The following is a 17,784-nucleotide window of genomic DNA, read 5'->3' as shown; positions in this document are numbered from 1 at the left end:
GTGCAAACAAATCTGTTTTCCAGACAACCGCCATCTTTTCGCTCATTTATCATTGCAGTGATCACATGCTTGGTCGTGCTGTTTTTTAACTGGCGCATGCCGCATGTGATTCAACCTGCAAGAGATGTCTTGTACGCCGCTTATAATCCAATTTATGCCGTAGCAAGTTATCCCGTGTTATCGCGAGAGTGGCTGAATCAACAAACCAAGTCTGAAGCTCAATTGCGCCGTGAAAATACCGCGATGCAAGCCGAGTTATTGCAGGCGCAGGTGCGTTTACAAAAATTATCTGAATTATCTGCGGAAAATACGCGTTTACGCGGTCTGTTAGATACCCCGTTGATCATTGATGGTCGTATGGAAATTGCAGAAGTCATTGGGACAGATGCCGATCCATTGCGTCATATTATTGTGGTAAACCGTGGTGCCAACAGTCAGTTGAAGGTCGGGCAAACCGTGCTCGATGACAAAGGTATTATGGGACAGATTATTAATGTCTATCCGCATAGTAGTCGCGTCATGTTGCTTTCAGATAAGGAACATTCTCTTTCGGTTCGCTTAGAGCGATCTGGAATGCGTGCCATTGTTTCAGGGACTGGAGATTTGGGTCATTTGAAAATGGAATACGTGCCGACCAGTGCCGAAATTAAAGTGGGTGAAAAAGTGTATAGCTCTGGTTTAGGTGAGCATTTTCCAGCAGGTTATCTGGTGGGCACCATTTCAAAAATCAGTCGTCATAATTCAGGCGAGTTTGCTCAAATTGATGTTGTTCCTGCTGCACAGTTAGCGGGTGGGCATCATGTCGTTGTGTTATTTTCCGATTCTTTAGCGATGGAGCAACCACATGCCGATCGCTAAACTTCGTGCCGCCAAACAGCGTGACCCCTTATTTCCGATCATTTTTTCGGTGATCATTGCTTCAGTGTTGATGGTTTATCCCTTGTCTTATGCGCTCTCTGGTTGGCGTCCACTGTTTATGATGATGGTGATGCTGTTTTGGGTGCTATGCCAGCCGACATGGAGCGGGATTTGGTTTGCCTTTGCAGTCGGGATTTTCACCGATTTACTACTTGATGCACCTTTGGGCTTAAACGCGCTCAGCTTTGTCCTGATTACATTTGTGTCCCGTTTTTTAACGCGGGAACGTCGAATTATGACCTTTGCCAATATTTGGGTCATCGCTACCTTGGCTGTGATCGCGCATTTGTTTATTACCTGGATCGCACAAATTATGATCGGGGCACAGTTTTCTCTTGCACGTCATTGGCAACCGTTGTTGAGTAGTGTGCTGACTTTCCCTATGGTCTATTTCATCTTGAAGAAATGGCGCGTTTAATTTTAGCATCCAGTTCGCCCCGTCGCCGTGAGCTGCTTGAGCAGCTCAGTCTAGTATTTGATATCTATAGTCCAGATATTGATGAGTCTGTACAAGCAGGCGAGTCGGTAGCTCATTATGTGGAGCGACTGGCATGTGCCAAAGCTGAGGCAGTACAGCTTCAATACCCAGATGCAATTGTGATTGCTGCCGATACCAGTTTAGGGGTCGATCAAGAGATTTTAGGCAAACCAGAATCTAAGCAGCATGCATTTGAAATGTGGGGAAAAATTTCTGGGCGCAAGCATGATGTATATACTGCGGTTTGTGTTCGTACAAATACGCAAATTTCAAGTATAGTAGTTCGTACTGAAGTTGAATTTCAGCATTTGAGCCCGAATGATATGGAAGCATATTGGGCTACATCTGAACCCATTGGCAAGGCGGGAGCCTATGCTATACAAGGCATTGCAGCACGTTATATTCCACGTATAGAGGGAAGCTATAGCAATGTCGTGGGGCTGCCGTTACATGAAACGGTACAGTTATTACAGGCAGTTAAGGCACTAAATTAACTGTCTCAAAAGATTTTTTATAATGTTTTGAGTTTGTTATGTCTGACGAGTTATTAATTAACGTCACGCCTATGGAATGTCGCGTCGCGTTAATTGAAAACGGCACGGTCAATGAATTATTTATTGAGCGTACGGTGAAACGTGGTTTAGTGGGCAATATTTATAAAGGTAAAGTGGTTCGTGTTCTTCCGGGAATGCAGGCTGCTTTTGTCGATATCGGGCTGTCACGAACTGCTTTTTTACATATTAATGATATGGTTTGGTCACGTAATCAACCCACCCCGAATGTTTTTGAGCTCTTACAGCCAGGACAAATTCTTACTGTTCAAGTCATGAAAGATATGCTGGGCACCAAAGGGGCTCGGCTTTCAACTGATCTTTCCATTCCTTCGCGCTATTTAGTGATGATGCCTTATGGCAATCATACGGGTGTGTCTCAACGCATTGAGTCTGAAGCTGAGCGTGATCGTTTACGTTCGATGATTGAGCGTATTCAAGCGGAACATAAACTTCCGGGTTCAGTGATTGTTCGTACAGCTGCTGATGGGATTGCGGAAGCTGCCATTGCGCAAGACATGGCTTATTTGGCGAAACTTTGGGAATTTATTCAGCGCAAGCAAATCAGTATTGCGGTGCCATCGTTAATTTTTGAAGAACTGCCTTTACCCCAGCGAATTATTCGCGATCTTGCGAGTGAAAAGACCGCTAAAATTTCAGTCGACTCGCGTGAAATACATGGCAAGCTCCAAGAGTTCGTAGAAGAATTTGTTCCGAATATCAAAGAACGCCTTATTCATTATCCGGGTGAGCGCCCAATTTTTGATTTGTATAATGTCGAAGAAGACATTCAAAGAGCGCTGCAGACGCGTGTTGCGTTGAAGTCTGGTGGTTATTTGATGATTGACCAGACTGAAGCTATGACCACTATTGATGTTAATACAGGCTCATATGTGGGTGGTCGCTCTTTAGAAGACACCGTGTTTAAAACCAATATGGAAGCGACACAGGTCATTGCGCGCCAGCTGAGACTACGCAATTTAGGCGGTATTATTATTATCGACTTTATTGACATGCAAGAGCAGGAGCATCGAACTGAGGTCATGACTCAGTTTGAACGGATGCTTGAGCAAGACCATGCAAAAACCAAAATTACACAGGTTTCTGAGCTAGGTTTGGTCGAAATGACACGTAAACGTACACGTGAATCATTAGAGCACTTATTATGTGAATCTTGTCCGACCTGTCAGGGACGGGGTTATGTGAAAACAGCTGAGTCTGTATGTTACGAAATCTTTCGAGAAATCATGAGATATACACGTGCGTATCAATCTCAGACTGGCTTTACTGTCGTTGCGCATCCATCCGTGATTGACCGTTTGTTAACTGCAGAAGCCCCAGCAGTCGCTGATTTAGAGCATTTCATTGGTCGTGTGATTAAATTTCAGGTGGAAAATTTATATACGCAAGAGCAATACGATATCATTCTGAGCTGAAATTGTAACAATATATGGTTAAATAGTTGTTACAACTGAAATTTTACTTTCGATCTTAGATTTTTAATACTAGAAACACGGAAATAGCCAAAGCTTATTCTCCCAAATAGGTTTAGCAAATGAGGTGTGATATGGGTGTTAGAGAAGCAATTATTCAACCTAGTTTGAAACATTTATTAGATACGAAAGTAACGCATAATGCATATATCGTGGATGATCAGGGTAAAGAAGTACAAATTACAACTGCCATGATTCGTACTGCATGTCATCAATTATTAAAACAATGTCGTAGCATTAAAAACTAAGGGGCTTATCGAAGCCCCTTAGTTTTATTGATTATTCTTGTATTTCTGATTCGTTTTTTTGCGGCATCAACTGACCGTTTGCAACTTTGGGTCTTCGATCCCCACAATCGCCTCAAAGCGTTGAATCTCTTCTTCTAAGTGTGTGAGTAGATTCTGCATCTTCGGTAGCGCATTTCGACAAGCCGTCAAACCAACTTCAAGTTTATCTAAATAACTGGTCATGGTGATGTTGAGTGCCTGACCATCTAAAATGATTGAGGCAGGGTATAGCGCATCGAGTCGTGCCCCGTTCCAATACAATGGTTCACGTGGGCCAGGAACATTTGAAATTACCAGATTAAATGCTTGGCGCTTAGGCAGTAAGCCTGAGGCAATATTGAGACCAGCAGCACTATAAACAAACGCACTATAGTTCAAAATTTGGTTTGAGTTCATGCGTTTGAACTTTTCTTTGGCATTTTGCACACTACGACGAACAATTGCGAGGCGCTCTAGTGGATCTTCTTTATGCGTGCCTAAATTTGCCAGAATCATGGTGATACGATTCGACATAGACGAATCATCATCACGAACCGAGGCAGGTACCATGGCAATTAAAGGCTTTTTAGGAAGTGCGTCTTGGGACAAAAGATATTCACGTAGGGCACCTGAACAAATCGCCAGTACGATGTCATTAATCGTGACCCCTAGACTTTTAGAAATATGACGTAAGCGATCAAACTCAAAAGACTGTGCTGCAAAACGACGCGAAGAGCTAACCCGTTGGTTCAGAATAGAGCTGGGTGCTTGAAAGCTTGAAACATAATCAGGATTACGTCCCATATCTTTCATGACTGTTTGTGACAACTCATACATGACACGTGGTGTTGACCCAAGCTGGCCCATTACGCCATTCATTATTTTCTTAAAGCGGCTAACATTCGGTTCTTTTAAACGCTTCGCACGAGGGCCTTCAACACACCAAGGTGGTACAATACTCTTTGCATTTGGATCTTGTGATAATGATTTTTCCACCAAACGCATACACGCAATACCATCCACCATCGCATGGTGAATTTTGAAGTACATGGCAAAACGATTCCCTTCAATCCCTTCAATAATATGACAGGTCCATAACGGTTTAGCGCGATCAATTAAACTACTGTGTTCCTGTGAAATATAGGTGAGCAGTTCAAGAATACGCCCCGGTTGTGGGAGTGCGATATGACGAAAATGGTGATCAAGATCAAACTCTTCATCTTCATCCCAAAATAAGCCGTTGAGTTTGTTGTTAAATGGAGGAATAGGAATGGATTTGGAGTTACGAATATCTGCAACTAAATTTTGAATGAAGCTGGCAGGTGCATTTTCCGGGATTTGGAATAAGAATAATCCACCGACATGCATGGGTTGCTGGCGTTTTTCAAGTGATAAAAAAATAAAGTCAATCGGATGTAATGGACGCATAGTCTGGATTGCCTCACTGCAATATCTGACCGCTCCTATATGAGCAATCTTGTTAGAATTATAGAACTTAAAGCTAGTATATCGATTTTTTTTAACAATGGGAGCGCTTTGTGTGTATCCATTGGTTGCGAAAAAACCACTGCTTTGCAGTGGTTTTGATCTTTACTTTTTCAAATTACCTGCATGTAGGCCACATTCTTTGTGTGTCGCTTCCTCCCACCACCAACGTCCTTCACGTTCATGTTGGTTTGGTAACACTGGACGCGTACATGGTTCACAGCCAATAGAAATAAAACCGCGCTCATGCAATGGATTATAAGGCACTTCCATCATGCGAATGTAGCTCCACACATCGGCACTGGACCAGTTGGCAAGAGGATTGTATTTAATCAATTGTTTGCCTTCGCCTGAAAAGCCTGCATCTGCTTGAATAACTGGAATCTCAGTTCGTGTGCCTGGGCTTTGGTCTTTACGTTGACCCGTAATCCAACCATCTAAAGTCGCTAATTTTTTACGTAAAGGCTGAACTTTACGGATACCACAACACTCTTTATGATCATCTTGATAAAAGCTGAATAAACCTTTTTCATTGATCAGTTGTTGAACGGCATCTGCTTCTGGGAAGCAAATTTCGATATTAATGTTGTAGTGTTTACGCACAGTTTCGATAAATTGATAGGTTTCTGCATGTAAACGTCCTGTGTCTAAGCTAAAGACACGAAAAGGTTTACCTAAGTTAGCAGCCATATCAATAAGTACGACATCTTCTGCACCTGAAAACGAGATGGCAATTTCACCCGTTTGATTCAGTGCAAGTGCTAAAATTTCACTTGGTGATTTGTCTGCATATTCAGCTGCGAGAGCATCAACAAGATCAATAGTTGGAATGGTTGTCATAAGTATCCTGGCAATAGGCTTGGAATCTAACAAGACCTATATTACGTTATTTGCTGTGCATTTTAATAGAGTTGAAATAAACCACTTATCACTAAAAAATAAATGCTTATGAAAAAAATAGATTTAAAAAACAGCAATGCATTAGACAAATATTAAGCTATGATAGTTCAAAATTTTTCCACGTAAATAAAAGGGAGTATTCATGGAAGTTGTTTGCCTTGATCTAGAAGGGGTGTTAGTTCCAGAGATTTGGATTAACTTTGCTAAAAAAACAGGCATTAAAGCGCTTGAAGCAACCACACGTGATATTCCTGATTATGATGTGCTCATGACGCAGCGTTTGAATATATTAAAAGAACATGGTTTAGGCTTAAATGATATTCAAGAAGTCATTGCTGAGATGGGCCCATTTCCAGGCGCAAAAGAATTTGTTGAATGGTTACGTACACATTTTCAGCTGATTATTTTGTCAGACACTTTCTATGAGTTTGCGCACCCATTAATGAAACAGCTGGGCTGGCCAACGATTTTTTGTCATAAGTTAGAGACTGATGAAAAGGGTATGATTACAACCTATAAGCTGCGCCAACCTGACCAAAAACGTGAAGCAGTTAAAGCATTGCATGGACTAAATTACCGTGTGATTGCCGCAGGTGATTCTTATAATGACACCACTATGCTGGGTGAAGCGGATAAAGGTTTTTTGTTTGATGCACCAGAAAACGTGATTAAAGAGTTCCCACAATTCCCTGCAATTCATGGTTATGCAGCTTTAAAAGAGGCAATTCGTAATGCTTCAGTTCGTGATATTCCTGCTTAATATATTGATTTTAAAATAATAAAAAATGGCGCAATTAGCGCCATTTTTCATTGAATTCAATGTTAGTTAACATAGATTAATTAAAAGCGATAGCCAATTTTCATACCATATGCAAGGGCGCTGTTATCTTCAAAGCTACCAACAACATTCCCACCTGTTTGTGCATCTGCATCACCTAACCATAGGTAACGTACGCCAGCAGCAATGAAATAGCTTTGTGCAGGGCTATATTGAGCGCCTAATCCAATACTCCAGTTTCCTTCTACAGGGCCAAGTGTCGTAACAGGGTTACCTGCTCCAGAGTCATAACCAACAGAAGCTGAACCAGCCCATTTATCATTAAACTTATGAGAAAGACCTGTTGTAATAGACCACTGATCATCTGAATAGTCGATTAGATTTTGTGCTTTACCTCTTGCAGCTTGTGTTGCAGCAGCTAAATATGTTGGCTTAACTGCAAATTGATCCCAATGTACCCAGCGAATATTTGCAAAAGCTAAGGTATCTTTAGCGACACCTGATTGCAAATCAATGTTTACAGACTGAGGTGTAACAACTTCTGTGTTTGAGTTGGGACGAACAACAGCACCTAGGGCAAATGTTTCTGAAGTATCAAGTTCATGTTTAATTTCAGAGCGATAAGTGATAGCAGCTCTAAGTGCAATTTCAGGAATAGAGTATGCGGCACCTGCAATCCAACCGAAAGCATCATCTTCTTTGAGATCTATGTCGTAGCCACCTAATAGACGAGTACCACCGTATGCGGCGCCACGTAATGAAACTTTTCCTTCAACTGTTTGATATACGGGGCCTGCATAAAAATTCCAGTTTTGGTTGGGTTGGTAACCAATCAGCGCAGTTAGATTATGAGTATCAACTTCAACAGAAGTTCCTTCCGTACCATTACCAAATGTACCTGCTGTTGATGAGTAGGTTGCATCAGCACCGAAAGGCTGATCATATAATAATCCTAGTGAAATATTATCGGTTGGCTGTATTTTAATCGCTGCAGAAGGGAAGTAGTAATCACCTCCCATATCACTGATTTTTTCATCTTTAACAACTGTAGAGGTACCTTCTACAGTTGGATCAATTACTGTAAAACCAGCTTCAGCATAGTTGCCCGATTGAAAAAAAGCAGACATTGATTGCCCAGATCGATCTAGACCGCCAGCTATGACAGAAGTTGTTGGGATTAAGCTGAGTAAAATAGCCGAGCGAAGAGCTGTAAGCTTCATAGGGAACATTCCTTGTTGTAGCTTTATGTAAGTGATTGGCACGAAAAGTAACATAAATACAAAAAGAGTAAATGCTCAACTACGGTTGTAAAATGAACTGAAAAGTTAAAAAATATACTTGTGTAGAGTAAAAACACTAAAAAAAAATATTAATTTTATGATTTATATGGATTTATTTTTAGATGCTGAGTGGCTGATTGAATATTATGCAAAATGTTTAAGTGTTTATTTGTTGCTCAAATGAATCACAAGTGTATAAAAAAGAGCGTAGGTGTCATTGTTGAAAATGAAAAAACCATCTTTGCAGATGGTTTTTTCAGTATTAGTAATTAGAACTTGTAACCGATTTTTAAGCCATAAGCTAAAGCATCATTGTCATTAAATTCTGCAACATAAGTATCTGATCCAAAGTTAGATGCGACTTGCGCTTTTGCATCGCCTAACCAGAAGTATTTAACACCACCAGCGATAAAGGTTGCAGGTGTTGGACTATATTGAAGTCCTAAGCCAACATTCCAGTAACCTTCAGTTGGGCCAAGAGTTGATATAGGATTACCTGCACCAGAATCCCAACCTACTGAGACATTACCTGCCCATAGATCATTAAATTTACGGCCTACACCTACGTTTGCTGACCATTGGTCATCAGTATAACCAACAATATCAAAGCCATTTGGGTTGTCTGGAGTCTGGCCTAGCGCACCTAGAGTATCTGCAACAGTTCCGAATTGTTTTAGGTCAATAGAAAAGTCTTTCCAATTCACCCAACGTACATTTGCAAAGGCAACTGTATTTGCCATGATCCCTGTTTGGAAATCAAGGTTAACAGATTGGGGAGTTGTAATATTTGCATCTGTTGCTACATCGTAAACAGGGCTACTGCCAACAAATGCTAATACGTTACTTTGACCATATTCGCGAGCAGATGCTTTGTGGTCAATTTCAGAGCGATAAGTGATAGATGTTTTTAAAGCAATTTCAGGAATTTGATAAGCAAAGCCAGCTAACCAGCCAACTGCACCATCTTCATCTAAATCAGCATTATATAAGCCAAGGCCGTTAGCTGAACCATATGCCGCACCACGTAATTGAACATTACCTTTAATTGTTTGATAAACAGGACCAGCATAAATGTTGAAATTTTCATTTGGCTGGAAACCAAAAATCATAGACAAACTTTGAGTGTCAACTTCTACTTCAGTTGCTTCACCGTTTAAGTGTAACAAACCTGTATTGAGACCAACAAGTGGGTCACTTGTTGAGTATGCAGCATCAGCACCAAATGGTTGGTCATAGATCAAACCAAATGAGAAGTGGTCTGTTACTTGTAATTTAAGAGCAGCTGAGGGGAAGTAGTAATCATCTCCCATGTCAGAAAGATTGCCGCCACCAGCAGTTGAAATAGCCTTCCCAGATACATCTGGATCTAATACAGAAATACCTGCTTCAAAGTAATTACCAGGTTGCAAGAATGCAGAGATTGACTGACCTGAACGATCTAGAGCAGCGGCAAATGCCCCCGTCATTGGTACAGTTGCTAAAATCATTGCTGTCGTTAATGTCTTTAATTTCATTCTACGTCTTTCCTTGAGGTGCAAATGCAAATGTTTGTTGCTCATTTTGTGTTTATGTTTTTTGGCTTTTGGAGAAGTCGGTTAACCGAAATCATTTGTTACTCCGTGTCACAAAAATAGCACAATTAAAATAAGAGTAAATGCTCTAGACATAACTAATCAGTTCAAAAAGTGATCGCAATAGAGTTTTTACACTAAAAAAACACTTTTTTTCAACTTAAGTTAATGAAAAATATAAATATATAATTTGAAATATAAAATTTATTTTTTGGTTAAAATTTACTCAATTAAGCGTAAAAATAAATCCTTTTTGTGATTCGTATCACTTTTTTCTTTACTGTATTTATAATACAAAATTATATTTCGTAGATCATTTATCGATTATTTTTATTTAGAAGATCAAGTTATTGTTTTTTACATGATTAATATTGTCTACAGCGACAATGATAATTGTTGCGGTTATATTGCGTTGTGTTATAAAAAATATATAAAAGCTGAAACAAATGTTAAGAACAAAAATCTTTAGTTTTAAATATAGATGAATGAATACAGGTGGTTATTAAGCGGTGTAATCAGCACTCAATCTTGACTTAAATTAAGCTGTAGTTTTGTTATACCGTTAAAAGCATAATTTATTAAAAAATTTAGAGTTTTAGTTCGCTATCGCTCTACTGTGAACCATAAATGATTAGAAGGATGGGCTTTGTTGTACAAACCTATTCTTAAAGCCATCTTTAGCAATATAATTTCCGAATGAAGAAGCCAGCACCTAAAATTGACCGTACAAGCAATTGCTCCTCATATAACCGAGTTCTCATTAATCGTGGAAATATTGCCATTTGGTTTGATCTTGAAACTCAGAGGTATGCTCATTATTGAACAAAGTAGCAAAACCAGAAGTCATACAATATGGCTTCGACTTTTGTCTCTTAACTCGGTTGGAGGAACGCCAAACCAACTTTTAAAGTTGCGACTAAAAATAGATAACTCTGCATAGCCCAACTGTAGAGCAATATCCGTCAAATTCACATTGCCTGCATCAAGCATACGCAGTGCTTCTTTTTTTCGGACATTTTCGAGTATATCTCGATAGCTTGTTCCTTGCATTTTTAAAGCGCGCTGAAGCTTTTTCGGATGCATGCCCATACAGAGTGCGATATTTTCAATGCTGCAGTCTCCTGTCGCCATCAGCATGCGGACTGAACTCTCTATCAGTGCGGTATTGTCTTCAGTTTTGGTGCTGCTTTGTGTTTCAAGCTGCTGTACGATCAGCTGATTGATGGCATCTTCATTAAAATTATAGGGTTTATAGCTTAAAAAGCTTGCAGGAAAATAAAGTGCATCTTCATCGGTTTCAAACTCTACCTGACATGAAAAATGTGCTTGGAAAGTTTGAGCACCTTTTTGTGGTGCTTTTTGCTTGAAGCAAATTTTTTCTGCATGCCACTGCGGGCCAATCAAATCTTTTAAAATATTCGCGACAAGGCAAATGGCCAGTTGTGATTTTTGTGGTACATCGGTGTTGTATTCACTTAAACGCACAAAGTTCAGCTTACAGAGCAGAGCATTATGTTGCGAGACGTGGAAGACAATGCCTTCAGCATGTAAATAGACATATTTTTGCGCCACGCTTAAGGCTTCAAGTATGGTCATTTGTCGGGACATATAGACGCCAATCAAACCGATTGTGCTAATATTTTGGAGTGCACCGAGTTTTAAACCGAAGCAATCATCCTGACAAGCTAAGGCCGCTTTTTCCAATAAATTTAAATAATGATCATAATGAATAAATGAATCTGGATCACGGAGTAAAGCAGGTAAAATCCCGATCTCTTTCAAGATTTCTATAGGGTTTACGCCATAACTACGGACTAAGTCTTCAAAACCGCCGAGGCTGGCTGCACGAATATAACTTCCCATTACAACATTCCGTGTTGTCCTAAAAGATCAATTTAGTGTCCTAAAAAGTCAAGCATAATTCAAGTCATTTGTTAAAGTAGGATAAGAGATTGTCTCAATCAACATAGAAAAGAAGTATTGAATCACCATTTTTAGCCGTGAAAGGAAAAGCATATGCAACTTACGGTTCAGCCTCATATCGAGCAAACAGTGATAGAACAGACATTACACGATTGTTTTCAATTGCAGCGCAAAAGCTTTCATCAACAAGGCATTGAAACGATTGCGCAACGTAAGCAACATTTACTGAATTTAAAAGCACTGATTAACGATCACCGTGAAGCAATTATTGAAGCCCTGAATCGAGATTATGGCAATCGTTCACGTCATGAAACCTTACTGGCAGAAATTATTACGGTCACAGATGATATTAACGGCAGCATCAAACACTTGAAACAGTGGACTAAAGTACAAAAAAGACATGTCGATCATAGCTTGTATTTTGGTGCGAAGAACCGCGTAATTCCTCAGCCACTGGGGGTGATTGGAATTATTGTGCCGTGGAATTTTCCCATCAATTTGATGTTTTCACAGTTGTCGGCCGTGTTTGCTGCGGGAAATACGGCTATGGTTAAAATGTCTGAAAATTCAAGACATTTGGCTGAATTGCTGATTGAGTTAAGCCCCAAATATTTTAAAGCGGAAAAATTACAGATTTTCGATGAGACTGGTGAAGTGGGTATCGCATTTTCAAAATTGCCGTTTGACCACCTGATGTTTACTGGTTCTGGTGCGACAGGGCGTAAAGTCATGGCTGCTGCAGCACAAAACTTAACCCCTGTGACTCTGGAACTGGGTGGTAAATCTCCTGCGGTGATTGACCCTGAATACCCTATTGAGAAAGCTGTAGAACGCATTATGTTTGTGAAACAGTTTAATGCGGGACAAATTTGTACCAATGTCGATTATTTATTTGTACATGAGTCGAGGTTACAAGCGTTTATTCAAGCGGCATCAGTTTGGGTGCAGGAACATGTGCCTGATATTCATAGCAAAGATTATACTTCTGTGATTGATGAGCGTGCATTTCAGCGCTTAGTACATAGCTTGGCAGATGCTGAAGCCAAAGGGGCTAGTTTAATTAATTTAAATCAGCAAGAGCCTGATGCTGCGACACGAAAATTTCCACTGACTTTGGTGTTGAACAGTAATGATGAGATGGAAATTGATACGCGTGAAACCTTTGGCCCGATCTTGATGGTCAAAACCTACCAAAAGCCTGAAGATGTTGTTGACTATATTGTTCAGCGTGATCGTCCATTGGCCTTTTATCCATTTAGCAATAACAAAAGCTTAGTCGAATTTTATATCAGCAGAGTTATGTCGGGCGGGGTTTCGGTCAATGATGCCTTATTTCATGTCGGGCAGCATGACTTACCATTTGGTGGAGTCGGTGCCAGCGGGATGGGGCACTATCATGGCTATGAAGGCTTTTTGACTTTTTCCAAAATGCGTCCTGTGTTTTATCAGGCGGGTTTTTCAAGCTTGAAGTTTCTCGCGCCGCCTTACGGAAAATTTGCCAATTGGCTGTTGAATTTATTGATTCGGATGAAGTCATAAGCGCTTAAATTTAAAAACAGAAAAATAAAACTATTAAAGGAGTTAATAGGATGAATAAAATAGATTTTGATTATGATCAAATTGTGATTGGCTCAGGCTTTGGTGGATCGGTCAGTGCTTTACGCCTTAGTGAAAAAGGCTATAAAGTCCTGATTTTGGAGAAAGGCTTACGCCGTGAAGATAAGGATTTTCCAACCACCAATTTAGACACCAAAAACTATTTGTGGCGTCCTGAACTGGGATTCAGAGGTACGATGCAATTTACTTTCACCAGTAAAACCACCATTTTGCACGGGGTAGGCGTTGGTGGGGGCTCACAAATTTATGCCAATGTACATTTAATTCCACCTGATGCTGTTTTTGAGTCCGAGGCGTGGACCAAGATTCGTAAAGACTGGAAAGAAACCTTAAAGCCGTTTTATGGTCTCGCTCAACGTATGTTGGGTACAGCGAATAATACTTATACCAATATTGCAGATGACACGTTAAAAGAAGTTGCGAGTGAAATTGGATATGCAGACTCTTTTAAAACGGTCAACACAGGGGTATTCTTTTCGCAAGCAGCTGGTCAGGAAGGTCAATTAGCGAAAGACCCGTATTTTAATGGAGATGGGCCAGATCGTAACTCCTGTATTTATTGTGGTGCTTGTATGTTGGGGTGTCGCAACAATGCAAAAAATACCCTCATGAAAAATTACCTGTATTTTGCTGAGCGTAATGGCGTTGAAATTCGTCCAAGTTCAGAAGTGGTGAAAATTAAACCACTGAATGAAGATGGTAGCGCAGGTTACGAAGTAATAGTCAAAGAAACCCTTGGGAAACAAGTTCGTCAGTATAGTTTGCACAGTCGTGGGGTAGTGTTATCTGCAGGGGTGATGGGTACGGTACCGATGTTGTTAAAAATGCGTGATCAGCATAAGACTTTACCCAATATTTCTTCATTGCTGGGACAGGAAGTTCGGACGAATTCGGAAACCCTGACCACAGTAAACAACACAGGAAAAAAACTGGATGATGGGGTGGCAATCAGCTCTTTTATTTCGGTTGATGCAGATACCAATATTGAGGTCACACGTTTCCCTGAAGGTGCTGATGCTTCATGGATTTATATTCCATATGTGCCGATGGTGACTGGTCAGGGCTTTATGCGCTTTATGAAGTTTGTGTTCACTACACTGTTGCATCCCTTAAAAACCTTTAAAGTGCTAAGTTATAAGGGTAAAGCCAAAGACTCTATTATTTTATTGGTAATGCAAAAGTCTGAAGCATTCATTCATTTTGAATGGCGTAGAAAGTGGTATCGACTGTTCCAGAATAGTATTACTGCCGTGCAAAAAGAAGGGGATACGCCACTCACAGTTTCATTCCCTGCGGCTGAAGAAGCCACTAAAATGATTGCACAAAAGTTGGGTGGAGAGCCAGGTTCTGCACTTACTGAAATTCTACTGGGAACGCCAACGACAGCACATATTATGAGTGGTGTCGCGATGGGTAATGACAAGTCGAATGGCGTTGTGGACTTCACTGGTCAAGTCTTTGGTTATCAAAATTTACGCGTATTAGATGGTTCGATTGTACCTGGAAATTTAGGTGTGAATCCCTCACTGACCATTACCGCACTGTCTGAATTTGCGATGAGTCAAATCCCAGTGTTCTCCGCAGAGCGGGCAGCAACGATTCAGCGTATCCAGTTTAGTCAGCCTTTGGACGGACAGGTGTCTGACTTGAAGGGTACTGGTGATTTAGCCAGTGCATTAAGTAATGCTTAAAAAAGGGAATATGGTCTGGGCTGGTGATGATGCCTAATACGGCAAATTAGACAGCCGAAGCAATACAATCTTTAGATCATTATCCCTCTAACGCTGTATGACAGTGTTAGAGGGTGTTGCTGATTTGATGGGCTATGATTCAGAAATTCCTAAGCTAAGAAGAGAGCGAAAAGCTCTCTTACCTTTTCACAGATCAATGAATGATTTAGGTTATTACGGAGCCTATCCATAAATCCAAAAGCCATCGTTTATTTTTTCTTTTTATAAAATATGACAAGTAAAATCAAAATAATAACTAAGATCAAAGTAATCATGACTGTTTCCATAGCTTGACCTCTAAATCTTATATTTTATTTAATTTTAACATGCTCATTCGATCACTATATATTCAAAAAAGATCATTTTTTATTCTTAAAATATGGAGTTGCATATATATGTTTATTCATATATAAGTATATATAAGGATTCAATTGAGTTTGAGCAAATGTCTGCTACTCCAAAAGTTAAGATTTATCACAACCCTGAATGTGGTACATCACGTAATACATTGGCATTAATTCGTAATGCCAATATTGAACCTGAAGTGATTGAGTACCTTGTAACACCTCCATCTAAAAATGAACTGATTCAAATGATCGCGGATGCAGGTTTAACGGTGAGAGAAGCGATTCGTAAGAATGTTGAACCTTATCGTGATCTCGAGTTGGGCCGTGAGGACTGGACGGATGAACAGCTTTTAGATTTTATGCTGCAGCATCCAATTTTGATTAACCGTCCATTCGTAGTCACTGAATTAGGAACTCGTTTAAGTCGTCCGTCAGAATTGGTTTTAGAAATTCTGCCACTCCCACAAAAGGATGCTTTTAGTAAAGAAGACGGTGAACAAGTGTTGGATGCAAATGGGCAGCGATTAAAATAAATATGTACTGGGTATCTGTAAGTATTGCTATATCCAGAGGTTTGAGTAGGTGAAAGTATGGATCAAATCAATTTTTTTAAATGTTTAGCTGATGAAACGCGATTCAATATCGTCATGTTGGTTCTTGGAAATAATGAACAGTGTGTTTGTGATTTGACGGAAAAACTAGAGTTGAGCCAACCCAAGATTTCACGGCATTTAGCCTTATTACGCTCTTCTGGTCTTTTACAAGATCGACGTCAAGGGCAATGGGTCTATTACAGTCTCAATCCCAATTTACCCACTTGGTGCATAGACGTCTTAAATACCCTTAAAAATGCCGATTTACAGCCAAAAGTTGCTCCATCATTTCAACAAATTAATAGTTATTGCGAGTAGTAAAAATATGAAATTTCTTTTTTTATGTACTGGAAACAGCTGTCGTAGCATTTTATCTGAAGTACTTTTTAACAGCCGTGCGCCTGAAGGTTGGAAAGCATACAGTGCAGGTAGTAAGCCATCAGGGCAAGTACATCCATTGACCATTGAAACCTTGGAAAACCTAGGTCTTTCAACAGATGGTTTGTGGAGTAAAACCATTGATGATTGTGAACAATACCAACCTGACGTGGTGATTACGGTTTGTGATTCGGCAGCTCAAGAAGCATGTCCACTGTATTTAGGTGGTGCAATTAAGGCACATTGGGGTTTGGCTGATCCATCACATTTAGATTTGCCGAAAGAAGAAAAGCTCAAAGCATTCCAAGTGACTGTAGACCATATCAACCGTCGCTTAGACGCTTTATGGGCACTCGATACAGCGCATATGTCTCGTCCTGAATTGATTGCTGCAATCAATCACATCTCAGATATTGAATGAGAACATCATGGCTCAACAAAGATTATCCTTTTTAGATCGTAACCTCACGCTATGGATTTTTATTGCCATGGCTTTAGGGATTGCGATAGGCGTGTTTTTTCCGCAAGCCCCTGTCGCTTTGGATAAAATGAGTGTGGATTCCGTCAATATCCCGATTGCAATCGGTTTGATTTTGATGATGTATCCACCATTAGCTAAAGTGGATTATGCAGCGCTACCACAAGTGTTTAAAGACAAAAAAACCTTAACTTTGTCTTTGGTTCAGAACTGGGTGATAGCACCTGTATTGATGTTTGCATTAGCCATCATTTTTCTACACAGCTATCCTGAATACATGACGGGCTTAATCTTGATCGGGTTAGCGCGCTGTATTGCCATGGTCTTGGTGTGGAACGGTTTGGCCTGTGGGGATAACCAATATGTTGCTGCATTGGTGGCCTTTAACAGTATCTTCCAAATTTTATTTTTCAGTACCTATGCTTGGTTGTTCTTGACCTTCTTACCACCATATTTTGGTGTTGCAGGACAGGTAATCAATGTCGATTTCTGGACCATTACCCATGCGGTACTGGTGTATTTGGGAATTCCATTTTTCCTTGGCTTTATGACGCGATTCACTCTAGTAAAAGCTAAAGGTCTGGATTGGTATCAACATGTCTTTTTACCGAAGATCAGTCCACTGAGTTTGTTGGCGTTATTGTTCACGATTGTGGCGATGTTTAGTCTCAAAGGGAACGACGTAGTGAGCTTACCGATGGATGTCTTGCATATTGCGATTCCATTGACGATTTACTTTATCGTGATGTTCTTCATCAGCTTCTTCATGAGCAAATGGATGGGGAACGATTATCCTAAAACCACAGCTATTTCTTTTACAGCTGCGGGAAATAACTTTGAATTGGCGCTGGCTGTCGCGATTGCGACCTTTGGTTTAGCTTCACCAGTCGCATTTACCACGGTGATCGGCCCATTGGTTGAAGTACCAGTGTTGATTGCTTTGGTCAGTGTGTCTTTGTGGCTTAGAAAAAAGTTTTTTAAAGCAGAGGTGTAATTTC

At 40.2% G+C, this 17,784-nt stretch carries 17 protein-coding genes and 1 pseudogene; 13 read left to right on the top strand and 5 right to left on the bottom strand.

What is annotated here, in order from left to right:
* The 5 genes from mreC (at position 1) to ACFN7Z_RS12590 (ending at position 3,688) form a co-directional block, all read left to right on the top strand.
* On the top strand, positions 1-858 hold the full coding sequence (gene mreC, locus ACFN7Z_RS12610; RefSeq protein ID WP_004694667.1) for a rod shape-determining protein MreC: 858 nt from the start codon (positions 1-3) through the stop codon (positions 856-858).
* Positions 845-1,336: a rod shape-determining protein MreD gene (gene mreD, locus ACFN7Z_RS12605; protein WP_058952196.1), complete on the top strand. Its 492-nt coding sequence runs from the start codon at positions 845-847 to the stop codon at positions 1,334-1,336. Before mreC ends, mreD begins: the two co-directional genes overlap by 14 nt.
* Entirely contained in the window at positions 1,324-1,890 is a 567-nt protein-coding gene (locus tag ACFN7Z_RS12600; RefSeq protein WP_058952195.1) for a Maf family nucleotide pyrophosphatase, read from the top strand. Before mreD ends, ACFN7Z_RS12600 begins: the two co-directional genes overlap by 13 nt.
* A gap of 38 nt (positions 1,891-1,928) precedes the next feature.
* Positions 1,929-3,383, top strand: a complete 1,455-nt coding sequence (gene rng / locus ACFN7Z_RS12595; RefSeq protein WP_004981336.1) for a ribonuclease G — start codon at positions 1,929-1,931, stop codon at positions 3,381-3,383.
* A gap of 131 nt (positions 3,384-3,514) precedes the next feature.
* Entirely contained in the window at positions 3,515-3,688 is a 174-nt protein-coding gene (locus tag ACFN7Z_RS12590) for a PA1571 family protein (RefSeq protein WP_004981331.1), read from the top strand.
* A 66-nt stretch (positions 3,689-3,754) separates the two neighbouring features.
* Here ACFN7Z_RS12590 and ACFN7Z_RS12585 read toward each other — a convergent pair whose 3' ends face one another.
* Positions 3,755-5,134, bottom strand: a complete 1,380-nt coding sequence (locus ACFN7Z_RS12585) for a wax ester/triacylglycerol synthase family O-acyltransferase (protein ID WP_159151626.1) — start codon at positions 5,132-5,134, stop codon at positions 3,755-3,757.
* A gap of 162 nt (positions 5,135-5,296) precedes the next feature.
* A complete protein-coding gene (locus ACFN7Z_RS12580; RefSeq protein ID WP_058869094.1) occupies positions 5,297-6,031 on the bottom strand; it encodes a phosphoadenylyl-sulfate reductase in 735 nt (244 codons plus the stop codon).
* A 202-nt stretch (positions 6,032-6,233) separates the two neighbouring features.
* Here ACFN7Z_RS12580 and thrH point away from each other — a divergent pair, with 202 nt between their 5' ends.
* Positions 6,234-6,851, top strand: a complete 618-nt coding sequence (gene thrH / locus ACFN7Z_RS12575; protein WP_005399989.1) for a bifunctional phosphoserine phosphatase/homoserine phosphotransferase ThrH — start codon at positions 6,234-6,236, stop codon at positions 6,849-6,851.
* Positions 6,852-6,931: 80 nt separating this feature from the next.
* Here the strand turns inward: thrH and ACFN7Z_RS12570 are convergent, their stop codons facing one another.
* The gene (locus tag ACFN7Z_RS12570; protein ID WP_029574964.1) at positions 6,932-8,089 is read right to left on the bottom strand and encodes an OmpP1/FadL family transporter; all 1,158 of its coding nucleotides are present in this window, start codon (positions 8,087-8,089) and stop codon (positions 6,932-6,934) included.
* A gap of 329 nt (positions 8,090-8,418) precedes the next feature.
* Positions 8,419-9,663, bottom strand: a complete 1,245-nt coding sequence (locus ACFN7Z_RS12565; protein WP_010326172.1) for an OmpP1/FadL family transporter — start codon at positions 9,661-9,663, stop codon at positions 8,419-8,421.
* Between the two features lie 753 nt (positions 9,664-10,416).
* Here ACFN7Z_RS12565 and ACFN7Z_RS12560 point away from each other — a divergent pair.
* Positions 10,417-10,533 (top strand): annotated as a pseudogene (locus tag ACFN7Z_RS12560) (IS5/IS1182 family transposase); the annotation flags it as partial.
* 30 nt (positions 10,534-10,563) lie between these two features.
* On the opposite strand, the gene ACFN7Z_RS12555 reads toward ACFN7Z_RS12560, so the two are convergent.
* Positions 10,564-11,583, bottom strand: coding sequence for an AraC family transcriptional regulator (locus ACFN7Z_RS12555; protein ID WP_005399986.1), 1,020 nt, complete (start codon positions 11,581-11,583; stop codon positions 10,564-10,566).
* Positions 11,584-11,736: 153 nt separating this feature from the next.
* Between ACFN7Z_RS12555 and ACFN7Z_RS12550 the strand changes: the two genes are divergently transcribed.
* The 6 genes from ACFN7Z_RS12550 (at position 11,737) to arsB (ending at position 17,780) form a co-directional block, all read left to right on the top strand.
* Positions 11,737-13,182 (top strand): coniferyl aldehyde dehydrogenase, encoded by a 1,446-nt coding sequence (locus ACFN7Z_RS12550; protein ID WP_005399985.1) that lies wholly within the window; start codon positions 11,737-11,739, stop codon positions 13,180-13,182.
* A 50-nt stretch (positions 13,183-13,232) separates the two neighbouring features.
* Positions 13,233-14,951 carry a GMC oxidoreductase gene (locus ACFN7Z_RS12545; protein ID WP_058952192.1) on the top strand — a complete coding sequence of 573 codons (1,719 nt, stop codon included), beginning with the start codon at positions 13,233-13,235 and terminating at the stop codon, positions 14,949-14,951.
* A gap of 484 nt (positions 14,952-15,435) precedes the next feature.
* Positions 15,436-15,870, top strand: a complete 435-nt coding sequence (gene arsC, locus ACFN7Z_RS12540; protein WP_058952191.1) for an arsenate reductase (glutaredoxin) — start codon at positions 15,436-15,438, stop codon at positions 15,868-15,870.
* Positions 15,871-15,927: 57 nt separating this feature from the next.
* The gene (locus ACFN7Z_RS12535; protein ID WP_005012525.1) at positions 15,928-16,248 is read left to right on the top strand and encodes a metalloregulator ArsR/SmtB family transcription factor; all 321 of its coding nucleotides are present in this window, start codon (positions 15,928-15,930) and stop codon (positions 16,246-16,248) included.
* A gap of 7 nt (positions 16,249-16,255) precedes the next feature.
* Complete coding sequence (locus tag ACFN7Z_RS12530; RefSeq protein ID WP_058952325.1) at positions 16,256-16,729, top strand: arsenate reductase ArsC; 474 nt, start codon at positions 16,256-16,258, stop codon at positions 16,727-16,729.
* Between the two features lie 7 nt (positions 16,730-16,736).
* Positions 16,737-17,780, top strand: coding sequence for an ACR3 family arsenite efflux transporter (gene arsB, locus ACFN7Z_RS12525; RefSeq protein WP_395441872.1), 1,044 nt, complete (start codon positions 16,737-16,739; stop codon positions 17,778-17,780).
* Positions 17,781-17,784: the final 4 nt, after the last annotated feature.

Source organism: Acinetobacter sp. P1332 (genome assembly GCF_044057475.1).
In the GTDB taxonomy this organism is placed as follows: Bacteria; Pseudomonadota; Gammaproteobacteria; order Pseudomonadales; family Moraxellaceae; genus Acinetobacter; species Acinetobacter johnsonii.
The sequence above is the reverse complement of the archived record's forward strand: the minus strand, read 5'-3'. Positions and strand labels throughout refer to the sequence as shown.

Bases quoted from the DNA above. Each gene is read 5' to 3' on its own strand.
- arsB (WP_395441872.1), top strand. From the start codon at position 16,737: ATGGCTCAACAAAGATTATCCTTTTTAGATCGTAACCTCACGCTATGG.
- arsC (WP_058952191.1), top strand. From the start codon at position 15,436: ATGTCTGCTACTCCAAAAGTTAAGATTTATCACAACCCTGAATGTGGT.
- rng (WP_004981336.1), top strand. From the start codon at position 1,929: ATGTCTGACGAGTTATTAATTAACGTCACGCCTATGGAATGTCGCGTC.
- ACFN7Z_RS12545 (WP_058952192.1), top strand. From the start codon at position 13,233: ATGAATAAAATAGATTTTGATTATGATCAAATTGTGATTGGCTCAGGC.
- ACFN7Z_RS12600 (WP_058952195.1), top strand. From the start codon at position 1,324: ATGGCGCGTTTAATTTTAGCATCCAGTTCGCCCCGTCGCCGTGAGCTG.
- ACFN7Z_RS12570 (WP_029574964.1), bottom strand. From the start codon at position 8,089: ATGAAGCTTACAGCTCTTCGCTCGGCTATTTTACTCAGCTTAATCCCA.
- ACFN7Z_RS12555 (WP_005399986.1), bottom strand. From the start codon at position 11,583: ATGGGAAGTTATATTCGTGCAGCCAGCCTCGGCGGTTTTGAAGACTTA.
- ACFN7Z_RS12585 (WP_159151626.1), bottom strand. From the start codon at position 5,134: ATGCGTCCATTACATCCGATTGACTTTATTTTTTTATCACTTGAAAAA.
- ACFN7Z_RS12580 (WP_058869094.1), bottom strand. From the start codon at position 6,031: ATGACAACCATTCCAACTATTGATCTTGTTGATGCTCTCGCAGCTGAA.
- ACFN7Z_RS12535 (WP_005012525.1), top strand. From the start codon at position 15,928: ATGGATCAAATCAATTTTTTTAAATGTTTAGCTGATGAAACGCGATTC.
- ACFN7Z_RS12530 (WP_058952325.1), top strand. From the start codon at position 16,256: ATGAAATTTCTTTTTTTATGTACTGGAAACAGCTGTCGTAGCATTTTA.
- thrH (WP_005399989.1), top strand. From the start codon at position 6,234: ATGGAAGTTGTTTGCCTTGATCTAGAAGGGGTGTTAGTTCCAGAGATT.
- ACFN7Z_RS12550 (WP_005399985.1), top strand. From the start codon at position 11,737: ATGCAACTTACGGTTCAGCCTCATATCGAGCAAACAGTGATAGAACAG.
- ACFN7Z_RS12565 (WP_010326172.1), bottom strand. From the start codon at position 9,663: ATGAAATTAAAGACATTAACGACAGCAATGATTTTAGCAACTGTACCA.
- mreD (WP_058952196.1), top strand. From the start codon at position 845: ATGCCGATCGCTAAACTTCGTGCCGCCAAACAGCGTGACCCCTTATTT.
- ACFN7Z_RS12590 (WP_004981331.1), top strand. From the start codon at position 3,515: ATGGGTGTTAGAGAAGCAATTATTCAACCTAGTTTGAAACATTTATTA.